Origin of the sequence: Hoyosella subflava DQS3-9A1, assembly GCF_000214175.1 — a bacterium.
Classification (GTDB): domain Bacteria; phylum Actinomycetota; class Actinomycetes; order Mycobacteriales; family Mycobacteriaceae; genus Hoyosella; species Hoyosella subflava.
In genome coordinates this window covers 3,721,060-3,735,515 of the sequence record NC_015564.1, presented here as the reverse complement: position 1 = coordinate 3,735,515, position 14,456 = coordinate 3,721,060, and the positions used below count along the sequence as shown (strand labels likewise).

Here is a 14,456-nt window from a genome sequence, read left to right as displayed (position 1 = left end):
TCTGCCATTATAAGAGAACGGTCGTTCGTTTTATAGGAGGATGTCATGGATGCCACCTCAACCGCGTCCCCGTGGCCGAAGGCGATCGGGATTGCCTGCGCGCTGTCCCTCGTTGTCGGTCTGCTACTCGCTGCCTTCGCCTGGCCTGCGGCGCGTTCGGCTCCCGCGGATCTTCCAATCGCAGTAGCAGGCCCACCGGCCGCTGTCGCAGAGTTCTCGGCCCAACTGAACGACAGGGCCCCCGGGGTGTTCGCGATTACCGAAGCGAATGACGCGTCGGTGGCCGAGGCGCTCGTCACAGATCGCGAGGTCTACGGAGCGTTCGTACTGAGTCCAGGCTCGCCGCCAGCCTTGCTGACCGCCTCGGCCGCAAGCCCTGTGGTGGCCCACCTGCTGACGGGGGTCGCTAGCGGCCCGGCGATGTCGGACGTGAACGATCTCGTGCCGTTTACGGCGGATGACCCGCGCGGCGCGGGGTTTGCGGCAGCTGCGCTTCCGATGGTTATGGGCGGACTGCTGATCGGCGTCGCTTCCTCGCTGGCTCTCGCGGGAGCGGCGCGCAGGATGGTTGCTGTGCTGCTTGGTGCGGCTCTGTCCGGACTCGTTGCGGGCTTTGTCGCACAGGGATGGCTTGGGGTGCTGGCTGGAAGCTACTGGATCAATAGTGCTGCCATCGCGCTGACAATCGGGGCGATTGGCATCACACTCGTGGGCCTGCATTCGGTGCTGGGCCACGCGGGTATCGCGCTCGGTGCCGTCACTGTGTTTCTGATCGGGAACCCGCTCTCGGGTGTCGCGGTGGCGCCGGAAATGCTCCCCGGAAGCTGGGGGACCGTCGGCCAGTTCCTGCCGCCCGGTGCGGGCGCGGATTTGTTGCGATCGGTGTCTTTCTTCGACGGTATGGGGTCCGCTCAGCCGACTCTCGTGCTTGCATTTTGGGGACTGGCGGGGCTCTTGCTGATCCTCGCGGGCGTCCTGCGTGGGCGACGCGACTGAGGTGCGTGTTTGCTGCAGCTTACTTACAGCGATGTAGTTCGCAGCCTTTCCACAGGCCTGTGGACGACACGCCAGAGGCTAGTTCGACACGCCACGGATGCCTGGTCACACGGGTTACAACCTGCGAATTCCAAAAATGTCATTACTAGATATGCGATTCGCTTGCGGTGTCAGACACTAGGTGTAGTGTTTAGAGCAGAGCAGCACCCACAGGGTCGGCGGTCGGAGGGGAAGCCAGCCGATGGCTCGTGAAGGGTGAAGTTCGACCACATTCATCAATGATGACGGGTAGTCCGCGCGGCGATGAGTGTTTTCAGATGCAAGCACCACAAGGTTCTGGTGCGCCCTTCACCATGAGAGGTCGGTAGCAGATGAGCATCACCGTCTACACCAAGCCAGCATGCGTTCAGTGCAATGCGACCTACCGCGCCCTCGACAAGGCGGGGCTGGCGTATGACGTCGTCGATATCACCGAGGACGCTGAGGCACGCGACTTTGTCATGGCGCTGGGCTACCTGCAGGCTCCCGTGGTGGTGGCCGGGGAGAGCCACTGGGCGGGCTTCCGCCCCGACCAGATCAAGTCGCTGGCGACTGCCGCCGCCTGATCTCCTGCACCCAGGGAAAGTGGGCCACCAGAACCGCCCTCGATGAGATGTGAGTGGAGCGGAAATGCTGGTCTACTTTTCCAGTGTCTCGGAGAACACGCACAGGTTCGTCCGTAAACTCGACTTGCCCGCCGTTCGCATACCCGTCCATGGCCAGAACGGCGATATTGAGGTCAATCAGCCGTTCGTGCTGGTGGTCCCGACGTACGCGGGCGGGAAAGATTCGCAGGGCAGGCACGTCGGTGCCGTGCCGAAACAAGTGATCCGGTTCTTGAACAACCCGCACAACCGTTCGCTGATTCGCGGAGTGATCGCGGCGGGAAACACGAATTTTGGCGACGCTTTTGGCGTTGCAGGAGACATCATCTCGAAGAAGTGCAAAGTGCCGTACTTGTACCGATTCGAGCTAATGGGGACATCTGAGGACGTCGAGCGCGTCCGCGAGGGATTGGAACAGTTTTGGCACCGACAGTGACTGCACCGGAATCGGCCGCACCGGCCCGCGGAGCGGAGAGCGAACTCGATTACCACGCGCTCAACGCGATGCTGAACCTCTACAGCCCGGACGGCAAAATCCAGCTGGACAAGGACCGCGAAGCCGCCCGGCAGTACTTCCTGCAGCACGTGAACCAGAACACGGTGTTCTTCCACGACCTCGATGAAAAGCTCGACTACCTCATCGAGCACGACTACTACGAGACCGAGGTGCTCGACCAGTACGACCGTGAGTTCGTGAAGGCACTGTTCCAGCGCGCCTACAAGAAGAAGTTCCGGTTCCCGACCTTCGTGGGCGCGTTCAAGTACTACACGTCGTACACACTGAAAACGTTCGATGGGAAGCGCTACCTCGAGCGGTTCGAGGACCGCGTATGCATGGTTGCGCTCACCCTTGCCGCCGGCGAGCGTCCCCTCGCGGAACGGCTTGTCGACGAAATGATCTCCGGCCGATTCCAGCCAGCAACGCCGACTTTCCTCAACTCAGGCAAGAAGCAGCGCGGCGAGCCAGTTAGTTGCTTTTTGTTGAGAATCGAAGACAACATGGAGTCAATTGGCCGTGCCATCAACTCTGCGCTGCAGCTGTCCAAGCGCGGCGGAGGCGTGGCGCTCCTGCTGTCCAACATTCGTGAACATGGCGCGCCGATCAAGAAGATCGAGAACCAGTCGTCGGGCGTCATCCCGGTGATGAAGCTCCTCGAAGACTCGTTCTCCTACGCGAACCAGCTCGGAGCCAGGCAAGGCGCGGGCGCGGTCTACCTGCACGCACACCACCCAGACATCTACCGGTTCCTCGACACCAAGCGTGAGAACGCCGACGAGAAGATCCGCATCAAGACGCTCTCCCTCGGTGTGGTGATCCCCGACATCACCTTCCACCTGGCGAAGAAGAACGAGGACATGTACCTCTTCTCGCCCTATGACGTGGAGCGGGTCTACGGGGTGCCGTTCGCGGACATTAACGTCACCGAGAAGTATTACGAAATGGTCGATGACAAGCGCATCCGCAAAACCAAGATCAAGGCGCGCGAGTTCTTTCAGACCATCGCTGAGCTGCAGTTCGAGTCGGGCTATCCGTACATCATGTTCGAGGACACGGTGAACCGCGCGAACCCGATCAAGGGGAAGATCACCCACTCGAACCTGTGCTCAGAGATCCTGCAGGTCTCAACTCCGAGCCTGTACAACGATGACCTGTCGTACAGCGAAATCGGCAAGGACATCTCGTGCAACCTCGGCAGCCTCAACATCGCGAAGACGATGGATTCGCCGAACTTCGGTGAAACCGTCGAAGTCGCGATCCGGGCGCTCACCGCAGTATCGGATCAGACGCACATCACCTCAGTGCCGTCAATCGAGAAGGGCAACAACGATTCCCACGCGATCGGTCTGGGGCAGATGAACCTCCACGGTTATCTCGCGCGGGAGTACATCCAGTACGGCTCTGACGAGGGTGTCGACTTCACGAACATCTACTTCTACTCCGTGCTGTTCCACGCCTTGCGGGCGTCCAACAACCTTGCGATCGAGCGTGGGACGTACTTCAAGGGCTTCCCCGATTCGAAATACGCCAGCGGTGAGTTCTTCGACAAGTACACCGAGCGGGAGTGGAAGCCACGGACCCCCCGAGTCCAGAAACTGTTCGACGACGCGGGCATCCACATCCCGACGCAGGAGGACTGGCTCGAGCTGAAGGCGTCCGTTCAGGAACACGGCATCTACAACCAGAACCTGCAGGCTGTGCCGCCGACCGGTTCGATCAGCTACATCAACCACTCGACGTCCTCGATCCATCCGATCGCATCAAAGATCGAGATCCGTAAGGAAGGCAAGATCGGTCGGGTCTATTACCCGGCGCCTTACATGACGAACGACAACCTGGAGTACTTCCAGGATGCGTATGAGATCGGGTACGAGAAAATCATCGACACGTACGCGGCAGCGACCCAGCATGTCGACCAAGGACTTTCGCTGACACTGTTCTTCAAGGACACGGTGACCACGCGTGACCTGAACAGGGCTCAGATTTACGCGTGGCGCAAAGGCATCAAGACGCTGTACTACATCCGTCTGCGCCAGATGGCACTCGAAGGGACTGAAGTCGAGGGCTGCGTCAGCTGCATGCTGTGATCGAAACACCGCCCGGTCGTGCGCAAATTTGAGTAACTTGCGCGCACGATGCGTGCAAGTATCTGCACACGACCGGCGGTGTGCTATTCGAAGGACTTCAATCGATCGAGCTGACGACGTTCGCGCTTGGTAGGGCGGCCAGCGCCGCGATCACGGCGGGGGATCGAGGCGAGAACTTCCTTCGGGGGTGGCGGCGGACTGCGGTCGATCAGGGCCAGCGCGGCCGCCGGTGCTCCGACACGCTTCTTCAGCGGATCCACGACTTCGACAATTCGCAGGACTCCGTGTGACCACAGACGAACCTCGTCTCCCGGCCCGATCGCCTGGGACGGTTTAGCTGGGGCGCCGTTGACCCGGACGTGACCGCCGCGGCACGCGCTCGCTGCGGTCGAGCGAGTTTTCACCAGTCGCACAGACCACAGCCAGACGTCCACCCGCACTCGGCTGGATTGTTCGGCTGGTTGAGGCATGTCACCAGGATAGAAGGCGAGCGTTCAGCCGAGGTCTTTCGCCAGCTCCACCAAATATCGAGTGAGCAGCAAGCGGTCAACGACCAACTCTTGATTGTCGTCGGTCAGTGGCTGGTCCAACAGCTCCGTTGGGATTGATGTCAGTGCCGATCGCGCTACGAGTGAGCCGAGAAAGCCCTGGCGTACATCCCGCTCGGCACACGGGTAGTGATCTGCAGCAAGGCCTTCGACGTACGCTGGAACAATCACGGACTGAATGTTCTCGAGCTCCGCAGGTGCCATCTCGCCCGCGTGGACAAGGCCCACAAGTAGTTGGCCGAGGTCGAAGCCGATGGGCAGGAGTGTCCCGAACCCCCAGTCGATGACGATTCGTTCGTCGCGGTCCGCGCGTGGGATAAGGAGGTTCTGCGGGCTGGCATCGCCGTGCGCAAAGGTGTGTGGCAGTCGATCGAGCTGATCGAGTATCGCGTGCAGGCGGTCTGCCAGCCGCGCGAGGTCCCCAGGCAGCTCCGGGTCGTCGACCAAGGCGAGGGCGTGTGCCAGCAGCGGGGTCTGCCATGTTGAGCGTTCTCGCAGAATCGGCAGTTGGACTTGCTGGACCCGCGTCGTCACGAAGTAGCGCAGCGCGCCTCCGAATCTTCGCTGATGACAGATGGCGGGGAGCCGAGCATTAACTGCTGCGCCCGGGCGTCTCTTTGCTGCGAGGCGGCCGAGCAGATAGGCAGTTCGCGCGAAATCATCAGCGCGCCAGGGCTCAGGGGACACGTCCACGCATTCCCACCACAGTGCCAGCCAGTCGTCTCGCGTGTGTTCCGCGTGGTGCAAGATCGGCATTCGCATGCCAGGCGGCAGCGCTTCGGCGATGCCGCTCTCATGTACTTCATACTCGAACTTCCAGGGCAGGTAGTCCAGAAATTCTCGACGGATAGCTTCGGGGAGGAGGCTCAGTTGTGGCCACAGCCGGGGATTCCGGAGAAGTTTCACAAAGAATGCGTGATCACCGTTGCGCTGCGACGATGTCGCATAACTGACGACGACCTTCCAGAGGCCCGCGGTCGAAACCGACCCCCACTGGTAGGGGAACGCCGAATGCCGCACTGCCTGCACGTGGACGGGCTCACCCACAGCCTGTGTCGTGACACTGTGCATCGTTCGCGTATTGAGTTCCGCGAGCCGGTACAGGTCCTCATCGGTTTCGGTGTGCGTGGATCGGGCGGACATAGCGCCCTCCCGTTGTGAGTAAGGCTACCTTACTATTAATAATAAGGTAACCTTACTACTATGCGCAAGGGTCGATTGTCGGCAGCGTCCCATCTTCCTGACCACGTTCTTGTCTTGGTTGAGGGGGTGAACCGCAGAATGCACCGTGAGCTGCTTGAGGCGGGGGATCCGCCCCATCCGCGCGGCGGATTCATGCGCTTGCTCCAGATGATCCCCGAGCGCGGGATCCGGATTACTGATCTCGCGGCGCTTTCCGGGATGACCAAGCAATCACTTGGCGAATTCGTCAATGCGATGGAAGAAGACGGACTTGTCGTGAGCGAGAAACTGCCGTCCGACAGGCGCGTGAGGGTGGTTGTCCGAACAGCCGACGGCGAGCGGGTCGCTCGCGAGGTGTCAGCCCGAATCGCGGCAGTTGAGCGAGCGTGGCGAAAAGAGGCCGGACCGGAGCGTTACGACACCATGAAAGCTGTGCTGTACGACCTTGGGATGGAGAGCTTCGGGACGCGCACCGAGCCGAAGGCGTAGTTTATATCCGTGCATCCCGACGACTACCGTGCCGCGATTGTTCGTGAGGGCGAGCTGATGGCGGCCCAGCCCTCTGACTCACTTGATGTGCCCGTGCCCACGTGTCCGGGCTGGAACCTCGAGCGCCTGGTGGGTCATCTCGGGCGTGTGCACCGGTGGGCCGCAGCGTACCTAGCTGACGGGACCGAAGCGGCAGCCGGTCTGTCGAGCGGCAACCGGCCGCCGCGAGGGGCTGACGTCCTGCCATGGTACAAGGAGTCGCTCGAGATCCTCGTTGAGGAGCTGGCCCGTACGGATCCGGACACTCCAGCAGATACCTTTGCGGGACCAGGGACGGCAGCATTCTGGTTCCGCAGACAGGCGCACGAGACTGCCGTGCATCGCTGGGACGCGGAGAACGCGGTCTCTCCCGGCCAGGCGGGACGCATCGATGCGACGCTTGCAGCCGACGGCAGCGAAGAATGGCTCACCGTATTCGTGCCGAGAATTCTGAGTGCGCGGGCTGATGGGCGCGGTTCAGGAAGCTCATTACGCCTCGAATGCTCCGAAACGGAGTCAGCCCGGTGGACCCTCACTCTCGGCGACGCCGGTCCGAGTGTCCGGCGTGGCCGGGGCGGCGAGGCGCAGGCCGTGCTCAGGGGGCCAGCCTCCGATTTGCTCCTTACGGTATGGCGACGGACACCGCTCGACAGTGTCGAGCTAACCGGTGACCGCGCATGCGCCGCGCAGATTCTTGATCTGATTCAGGTGTAGTCGCGGACCTTTCGGTTCACGACATGTCGAACACCAGACGGGCATCGATCTTGCCTTGCTCGACGTCGCGAATCGCGTCGTTGACTTCGTCGAGCTTGCGCGTGTGGTAACGAACCGACGTCTTACCTGCCGCGTGGAGCTCGAATACTTCTTGCAGGTCAGCGCGTGTGCCCACGATCGAGCCGACAACGGTGATGCCGTTGAGGACGGTCTCGAAGATCGGTAGGTTCATCTGGTTTTCAGCTGGCAAACCGACAAGCACCAGAGTGCCGCCCCGCTTGAGCGAGCCGTACGCCTGCTCGAAAGATTTGGGATTCACGGCGAGGGCTATCGCCGCGTCCGCGCCACCCAGGCTTTTGATGTACTCGACGGGATCGGTTTCGCGTGCGTTGACGGTATAGGTTGCGCCAAGTTCCCGCGCCATCTCCAACTTTTCATCGACGAGATCGACTGCGACAACGCGGGCACCCGCGATCTGGGCATATTGGAGCGCGAGGTGCCCGAGGCCGCCGATCCCGAAAATCGCGACGAGGTCCGAGGAACGCGCACCCGAAACCTTCACCGCTTTGTAGGTGGTAACGCCCGCGCACGTCAGCGGTGCCGCCTCGAAGGGGTCAACGCCCTCTGGGACTTTCACAACGTATCTGCCATCAGCGACGACATAGTCCGCCCACCCGCCGTCGATGGAGTAGCCGGTGTTCTGCTGCTTCTCGCATAGCGTTTCCCACCCCGTGATGCAGTATTCGCATTCGCCGCACGCCGTGCCGAGCCACGGCACGGCAACACGATCACCGACTGCCACCCGCGTGATGTTCGCGCCAGCGCGCTCAATGATTCCTACACCCTCGTGGCCGGGAATGAAAGGCGGTGTGGGCTTTACTGGCCAGTCTCCGTTCGCTGCGTGGATATCGGTGTGGCAGAGGCCCGAGGCCTCGACGCGCACGAGGACTTCGTGGGGGCCCACGTCGGGAATCGGCCGATCCTCGATGCTGACAGGTGTGTGGAAGCCGTGGACAACTGCTGCTTTCATCTTTTCTCTCCGCTTGTGACGCGCATGGCTGGGCTGGTACTCCAACCTTGTCGCGGCAGAGCGCAAATAACAGGTGCCGAACGGCCCCCAATCGGGTGACGTTGGATAGCTTGAGGGAGGATCATGGTCGTACGGGAGGATGCCGCGCGACACGCCACAGGACGCGCCGCACCGGTGAATTTCATCAATGTAACTACTACATCTACGCTTTGGGTTAGAGTGTTGCCACTAAGTGTTGTGGTTAGCGACACTCAGTTTCCCTGGGCTTCAGGATGGCCATCGAAAATTTGAGAGACTTGTATTGAGTCAGCCTTCGACAGGAAAGAAGCACCCATGACCCTCACCTCTGCTGCGCACAGCCCCGCCGAAGGGGGAAAGGTAAAGCTGGTCAGTCGAGTCTCGGCGATCAACTGGAACCGCGTGCCCGACGAGAAGGACGCGGAGGTGTGGGATCGCCTGACCGGCAATTTCTGGCTGCCCGAAAAGGTTCCGGTGTCGAACGACATCCCGTCGTGGGGGACGCTCACCGACTACGAGAAGCAATTGACCATGCGAGTCTTCACCGGCCTGACGTTGCTGGACACGATCCAGGGCACCGTCGGAGCAGTCAGCCTGATTCCCGATGCACTCACCCCGCATGAGGAAGCTGTCCTGACGAACATTGCATTCATGGAATCGGTCCACGCGAAGAGCTACTCACAGATTTTCTCCACGCTGTGCTCGACCCGGGACATCGATGACGCGTTCCGCTGGTCGGAGGAGAACGAGAACCTGCAGCGCAAGGCCGAGATCGTCATGGAGTATTACCGCGGTGACGATCCGCTGAAGCGCAAAGTCGCCTCGACGCTGCTCGAGTCATTCCTCTTCTACTCAGGCTTCTATTTGCCGATGTACTGGTCATCGCGCGCTAAGCTCACGAACACCGCAGACATGATCCGGCTGATCATTCGTGACGAAGCAGTGCATGGCTACTACATCGGGTACAAATACCAGCGCGGGCTCGAACTCGTCAGCCCCGAAAAGCGGCAAGAATTGAAGGACTACACCTTCGAGTTGCTCTTTGAGTTGTACGACAACGAAGTGGAGTACACACAAGACTTGTACGACGGTGTCGGGCTTGCGGAGGACGTCAAGAAGTTCCTTCGCTACAACGCCAACAAGGCGCTGATGAACCTGGGGTATGAGCCGCTGTTCCCGAAGGACGAAACCGACGTCAACCCGGCCATCCTTTCCGCACTTTCGCCGAATGCGGACGAGAACCACGACTTCTTCTCTGGTTCGGGTTCGTCATACGTGATCGGCAAGGCCGTGAACACAGAAGACGAAGACTGGGACTTCTAGCCGAGCCTTCCTTCCGAGTGGCCCGTGAAGGCGGCACATGAACAGCGCGTTTCGGCACCCGGCGCAGCACAGCGCGTTCGAGGTGGCCGCACGCAGTGGGTACATTGTCTCTGGCCTGCTGCATATTGCGATCGGCTACCTGGCGATTCAGCTCGTGATAGGCGGGCAGGAAAGTGCGGACCCCGACCCGACCGGGGCATTTGCGGAAATTGCGCGCGAGCCCGGCGGCAGGATCGGACTGTGGATGGCCACCGCGTGCTTTACCGCGATGGCGTTGTGGCGGCTAGTGGAAACCGTCATGGGGAGGGCATCGGACGGCTCGCCTCACACCATGAGTTTGTTCGACAGGATCAGCGCGCTTTCGGTTGGCGCCGTACAGGCAGCACTGGGATATCTCGCGTTCAGGTTCGCTTCCGGTCAGGCGCCCGATGATGCTGAGGCTGTGGCATTCACTGGACAGCTGATGCAAACCGGAGCGGGCAGCGCCGTCCTTGTCGTGGCCGGTTTAGTCGTTGTTTTCGTAGGTGGTGCGCACGTCTACAAGGGCGGGAACCGCAAGTTCCTCGGTGAATTGGTGGGCCGTTCGGGTGTACCGCTCATGGGGCTGGGCATTGCCGGGTACATCGGCAAGGGGCTCGTAATCGCGACGGTAGGGGTGCTCATCATCATTGCCACCTTCCGTTCTCAGCCAGACGAAGCCGCCGGGCTCGATGCGGCGTTGCGCACTCTGGCGGCGCAACCATACGGGTACGTCTTCCTCGGGCTGGTCGCGCTCGCGATGGTGACGTTCGGGATATTCAGCCTGGCACAGTCAGGGCGGGCCAAAATGTAAGTAGCGCTAGGCTTACCCCGCCCGCGAGGATGCCGAGGAGCCCACCGAAAGCGAGTGGCCGCACACCCGCCGCAGTCAGTTGAGCCGGCCGCAGCAACACGCCAATCGCCGCGAGCGCAGCAGTAACGAGGAAGGTACTAGCGAGCCCTGCTCCCTCTTGAGCTGCGGCAGGCAGGATGCCAGCGGCAGGCAGGAATGTCGCACCCACGAATAGGAAAACAAAGATCGGGACAGATCGAAGGACACCCTTCACAGGCGTGCCGCGTCGGTGCGACCGCACCGCCACCCAGGCTTGAACGGCCAGGCAGAGAGGCACAATCAGCAGACTGCGGGCAAGCTTCACCACCACTGCGTACGTGCCTGCCGCGGCGCCGAAGGCGTAGGCAGCCGCCACGACCGTTGAGGTGTCATTGATCGCAGTACCCGCCCAGATGCCGAACATTTCGTCGCTCAATCCAGCAAGTGACCCCAGCACTGGAAAGATCAGCGCGCCAGTAACACTGAAGGTGAGCACTGTCCCCAGCGCGATCGCGATCCGGTCCTTCGCCGGGTGAAGTACCGCTGCGATCGCGGCGATAGCCGAGGCACCACAGATGGCGGTGCCCGCGCCGATGAGAATGCGCAATTCGGGGTCGAGTTTCATCAGGCGACCCAGCAACAGGGCGCCGGACAGCGTCACGGCGAACGTCGCGAGCATGATCGGAGCGATAGCGGCGCCGATATCCACAAGGGACGTGAAAGGCAGACCTACGCCAAGAATGACGATCCCGGCCTGGAGAAGGTAGGTCGAGGCCACGCGCGCCCCCGAGCCCGCGGCTGCGTGAAATGGATAGCACCAACGGCGCAGGAGCACACCCGCCAGAACACCAAGCAGGATGCCACATACCGGCGCGCCGAAGACAGGCACCGCGGTGCCCAGCGCGGTGGCGGCCGCTGCTAACAGCAGGGCGAAACCGAGCCCGGGGAGTGTCCGGAGCAAACGGCTGCGTCTGGAAACTTTCTGCGGGCTGTCCATCGCGGGGGGACCCGTGCGTACATGGTGCACTGCGCCTCACCTCCTCCTACCGCGCGCACCATTCACCCTGTCTTTCGTGTACGGGTCGCGGTAGACGTCAGTTCGCTATGACGCCATAAGCTGTACTTATGAGATTGCCGCCGCAGACACCGCGCCTCGACGTGCTTGATCTCCTGGTTTCAGTCGCGGAACTGGGCAGTCTAGGCCTGGCCGCGCGGGAACGCGGAATCAGTCAGCCCGCTGCGAGCATGCGGATCCGCGCGCTCGAGGCGCAGTTGCGGCTGGTGCTTCTGGAAAGGAGTCCCACTGGCTCAAAACTGACACCCGCGGGCGCGGCGGTAGTCGAGTGGGCCATTCCTGTCCTGGACGCAGCCCGTGCGCTGGTTGCGGGCGCCTCTGCGCTCCATGGCCACCAGCGCACATCGTTGCGAATTGCCGCCTCGATGACGATCGCGGATCATCGCATCCCTAGTTGGCTCCTTGCGCTGCACAGGGAACTCCCGGACACCAGCGTGGCGCTGCGAGTGGGCAATTCGCACCAGGTGATGGAACTTGTCCACAATCGCGACGTGGATCTCGGCTTCGTCGAAGGGCCGAGCGTGGCCGACGGACTCGAGGCACGGGTGGTGGGTGAAGACGAACTCATCGCTGTTGTCGCGCCTGGCCACGCATGGGCCGTGCGATCGGGTCCGCTGGACATTCAGGAGGTTGCGGCTACTCCGCTGCTCCTTCGGGAAAAGGGTTCCGGTACGAGGGAAGCAGTATGGGACGTGTTGAGGCGAGTTGGTGACCCGCCAGCTCCCGCGGCGGAGCTCGGGTCGACGGCCGCGATCAAGGCTGCTGCACGGGCCGGTGTGGCACCAGCCGTGCTGAGTCGACTGAGCGTCGAAGAGGAACTGAAAGATGGCAGTCTGGTATCGGTAGCGCTATCTGATTCTTCGGTGCTTCGTCGCGAATTCCGTGCGATCTGGCGGCGCGGGGCTAGACCGACAGGAGTGAACGCAGCGCTGATGAACATTGCAGTACGGAGCTGAGGAGAGCCAGCAAGCCTGCCAAGAGAAGCGCAATAGCGATCTTCTCAGCAGGCTTGCTGTGCCTGTCATAGGTCTAGGAGCGGCCTACGCGGCGGTTTCGTCCCCAGTCTCGTCACCGTTTTCGTCGCCGTTCTCATCTCCAGCGTCGTCACCCTCGTCATCGCACAGTTCGATCGATCCGATGACATCAGCGTCGCAGAGGAACTCGAGGAAAATGGAGTGTTTCCGTATTTCTTGCTCCGGCCCAGCTCGATGCTTATATTGCCTTCTCATCCGTTCAAGATCAAGACGTTCGGCAGTAATGAATGTGATCGAAAATCAAACTAACAACGTGTAATTCTCCCAAAAGTCACATGCAAAACCAGCAGTCCGGTGTCAAATCAGCTGCGGAAGGCTACTAACTGTAAAACCAGGGAATCACATCTTTACTCTCACGCGGCTGCGCACCGGCAAGCGCAGCCACAGCGCGACGTATCCGGAGCCGTGACGATTCGCTCAGACCCTCCGGCAGATCGTGCGGTGAAAACCACGCGACAGCCGTGTTCTCATCATCCGCCGGATGTGGGGTGCCTGCGACGAAACGAGCTGTGAAACAAAGGTCTAAGTACTGACACTGGTCGCCGTTGGCGTGGACGATCTCGGGGCTGACGTCGACGCTCGCGAGGTGCAACAGGTCGACTTCGATGCCCGCTTCCTCACTGATCTCCCGCTTGATTGCCGGGGCGGGGTGCTCGCCGGGTTCCAGAATTCCTGATATCACTGCCCAGCGGCCGTTGTCGGTACGCTTGGCGAGCAGCACGTTCGCGGCATCATCGAAAATCACGGCACTCACGCTCGGTAGCCAGAGCATGTCGTGGCCGATGTGCTGGCGAAGTTTGAGGACGAAATCGGGGACTGCCACAACGCGAGGCTAGCTGACCTGCACATGCAGCGCCTTGCCTGTGGCGTTGACGGCGGCCGTCACCGGCTTGGTTCCCACTGGACGTACCCGCACTAGTTCGCGCGCGAGTGGAGCGCTCACCAGCTCCCGAATGGCCCGGCGCAACCCCCGTGCTCCGTAAACGGGGTCGAAGCCCCGGTCGGCAAGGGTGCTCACAGCTGCCGGACTCGTGGTGAGCACGACGGACCGCCGTGCGAGCCGCTGCGATAGGAGGTCAAGCTCGAGCCGTGTCACCCTCATTGCGGTCTCGTGAGTGAACTCCCTAAGAATCACGGTCTCATCTATCCGGTTGAAGAACTCGGGGTCAAAGAAGCGCTCGAGTTCTCGCCGCACGACTGTGGCGCCGTCTCGTGCAAGCCCGAATCTAGAAGCGATTCGCCGTCTGGACTGGGAAATCGAACGTGAACCAAGATTCGAGGTCATGAAGATGTAGCTATTGCGGAACGATATCGTGCGCTCTCCATTGGCGAGGTGTAATACGCCACTGTCCAGAATTTGCAGCAGCGCCCGAAGGACTGTTCGGTCTGCTTTCTCAATCTCGTCAAATAGGACTATTCCGGGAGTGTAAGGATCTCCTTCAATGCTTCCTTTGTCGAATAGGGTGAAGGATTCTTTGCTGCCCGCATATCCGGGTGGTGCCCCCGAGAAAGAAGCCGCATAGTGCTCTTGTGCGAGCGCGTTCATATCGATACGGCACAGATCATCCGGCCCGCTGCGCAGTTCGGCCGCGACACGTCGCACCAGTTCGGTTTTGCCGACGCCAGTGGGGCCAACGAGCAGGATGTTCGCGAGTGGTCGCGCAGGATCACACAGTCCGCACTGCGCTAGCGTAACGGCCCTGACCACAGCTGCTATCGCAGCATCTTGCCCGATGATGCGCTCACCGAGTCTGGCGGTCAGCACGTCCGGGCTGAAGCCCCCATTATTGATTCCGCGCGAGGGGTGGGATGCGGGGACATCAGCGCGGGGGCCGGATCCGCCCGCCGAGTCGGTCGGGTGGTTCTTGTTGTTCTCGTGGAACATGTCGGTCAGAAACGGCATGGCGGATCCTTACTGCCCCTGGGTC

General features: G+C 61.2%; 16 protein-coding genes. 9 read left to right on the top strand and 7 right to left on the bottom strand.

Going from position 1 to position 14,456, the window contains the following annotated elements; translation table 11 throughout:
• Positions 1-45 precede the first annotated feature (45 nt).
• From AS9A_RS17535 to nrdE, 4 genes are all read left to right on the top strand, one after another.
• A complete protein-coding gene (locus AS9A_RS17535) occupies positions 46-996 on the top strand; it encodes a hypothetical protein (RefSeq protein WP_013808447.1) in 951 nt (316 codons plus the stop codon).
• 371 nt (positions 997-1,367) lie between these two features.
• The gene (gene nrdH / locus AS9A_RS17530) at positions 1,368-1,601 is read left to right on the top strand and encodes a glutaredoxin-like protein NrdH (protein ID WP_013808446.1); all 234 of its coding nucleotides are present in this window, start codon (positions 1,368-1,370) and stop codon (positions 1,599-1,601) included.
• A gap of 64 nt (positions 1,602-1,665) precedes the next feature.
• Positions 1,666-2,076 carry a class Ib ribonucleoside-diphosphate reductase assembly flavoprotein NrdI gene (gene nrdI, locus AS9A_RS17525; protein WP_013808445.1) on the top strand — a complete coding sequence of 137 codons (411 nt, stop codon included), beginning with the start codon at positions 1,666-1,668 and terminating at the stop codon, positions 2,074-2,076.
• Positions 2,061-4,226 (top strand): class 1b ribonucleoside-diphosphate reductase subunit alpha, encoded by a 2,166-nt coding sequence (gene nrdE / locus AS9A_RS17520; protein WP_013808444.1) that lies wholly within the window; start codon positions 2,061-2,063, stop codon positions 4,224-4,226. Before nrdI ends, nrdE begins: the two co-directional genes overlap by 16 nt.
• Positions 4,227-4,309: 83 nt before the next feature.
• On the opposite strand, the gene AS9A_RS17515 is transcribed toward nrdE, so the two are convergent.
• Positions 4,310-4,696 (bottom strand): RNA-binding S4 domain-containing protein, encoded by a 387-nt coding sequence (locus AS9A_RS17515; RefSeq protein ID WP_041451187.1) that lies wholly within the window; start codon positions 4,694-4,696, stop codon positions 4,310-4,312.
• A gap of 24 nt (positions 4,697-4,720) precedes the next feature.
• A complete protein-coding gene (locus AS9A_RS17510) occupies positions 4,721-5,917 on the bottom strand; it encodes an aminoglycoside phosphotransferase family protein (protein ID WP_013808442.1) in 1,197 nt (398 codons plus the stop codon).
• Positions 5,918-5,977: 60 nt separating this feature from the next.
• On the opposite strand from AS9A_RS17510, the gene AS9A_RS22865 reads away from it, so the two are divergent.
• Together AS9A_RS22865 and AS9A_RS17500 are read left to right on the top strand one after the other, a co-directional pair.
• The gene (locus AS9A_RS22865) at positions 5,978-6,445 is read left to right on the top strand and encodes a MarR family winged helix-turn-helix transcriptional regulator (RefSeq protein WP_049793771.1); all 468 of its coding nucleotides are present in this window, start codon (positions 5,978-5,980) and stop codon (positions 6,443-6,445) included.
• 9 nt (positions 6,446-6,454) lie between these two features.
• Positions 6,455-7,198: a maleylpyruvate isomerase family mycothiol-dependent enzyme gene (locus tag AS9A_RS17500; protein WP_013808440.1), complete on the top strand. Its 744-nt coding sequence runs from the start codon at positions 6,455-6,457 to the stop codon at positions 7,196-7,198.
• Between the two features lie 16 nt (positions 7,199-7,214).
• Here the strand turns inward: AS9A_RS17500 and adhP are convergent, their stop codons facing one another.
• Entirely contained in the window at positions 7,215-8,228 is a 1,014-nt protein-coding gene (adhP, locus tag AS9A_RS17495) for an alcohol dehydrogenase AdhP (RefSeq protein ID WP_013808439.1), read from the bottom strand.
• 333 nt (positions 8,229-8,561) lie between these two features.
• On the opposite strand from adhP, the gene nrdF reads away from it, so the two are divergent.
• Both nrdF and AS9A_RS17485 read left to right on the top strand, forming a co-directional pair.
• Positions 8,562-9,569: a class 1b ribonucleoside-diphosphate reductase subunit beta gene (gene nrdF / locus AS9A_RS17490; RefSeq protein ID WP_013808438.1), complete on the top strand. Its 1,008-nt coding sequence runs from the start codon at positions 8,562-8,564 to the stop codon at positions 9,567-9,569.
• Between the two features lie 37 nt (positions 9,570-9,606).
• The gene (locus tag AS9A_RS17485; RefSeq protein ID WP_013808437.1) at positions 9,607-10,401 is read left to right on the top strand and encodes a DUF1206 domain-containing protein; all 795 of its coding nucleotides are present in this window, start codon (positions 9,607-9,609) and stop codon (positions 10,399-10,401) included.
• Here the strand turns inward: AS9A_RS17485 and AS9A_RS17480 are convergent.
• Complete coding sequence (locus AS9A_RS17480) at positions 10,367-11,416, bottom strand: YeiH family protein (protein WP_083826710.1); 1,050 nt, start codon at positions 11,414-11,416, stop codon at positions 10,367-10,369. The two genes, AS9A_RS17485 and AS9A_RS17480, sit on opposite strands and share 35 nt — an antisense overlap.
• A gap of 128 nt (positions 11,417-11,544) precedes the next feature.
• Here AS9A_RS17480 and AS9A_RS17475 point away from each other — a divergent pair, with 128 nt between their 5' ends.
• Positions 11,545-12,450 (top strand): LysR substrate-binding domain-containing protein, encoded by a 906-nt coding sequence (locus AS9A_RS17475; RefSeq protein ID WP_013808435.1) that lies wholly within the window; start codon positions 11,545-11,547, stop codon positions 12,448-12,450.
• 84 nt (positions 12,451-12,534) lie between these two features.
• Here AS9A_RS17475 and AS9A_RS24205 read toward each other — a convergent pair whose 3' ends face one another.
• The 3 genes from AS9A_RS24205 to AS9A_RS17460 form a co-directional block, all read right to left on the bottom strand.
• A complete protein-coding gene (locus AS9A_RS24205) occupies positions 12,535-12,723 on the bottom strand; it encodes a hypothetical protein (RefSeq protein ID WP_041451186.1) in 189 nt (62 codons plus the stop codon).
• Positions 12,724-12,847: 124 nt separating this feature from the next.
• Positions 12,848-13,351, bottom strand: coding sequence for an NUDIX hydrolase (locus tag AS9A_RS17465; RefSeq protein WP_013808434.1), 504 nt, complete (start codon positions 13,349-13,351; stop codon positions 12,848-12,850).
• 9 nt (positions 13,352-13,360) lie between these two features.
• Positions 13,361-14,431, bottom strand: coding sequence for an AAA family ATPase (locus AS9A_RS17460; RefSeq protein WP_013808433.1), 1,071 nt, complete (start codon positions 14,429-14,431; stop codon positions 13,361-13,363).
• Positions 14,432-14,456: the final 25 nt, after the last annotated feature.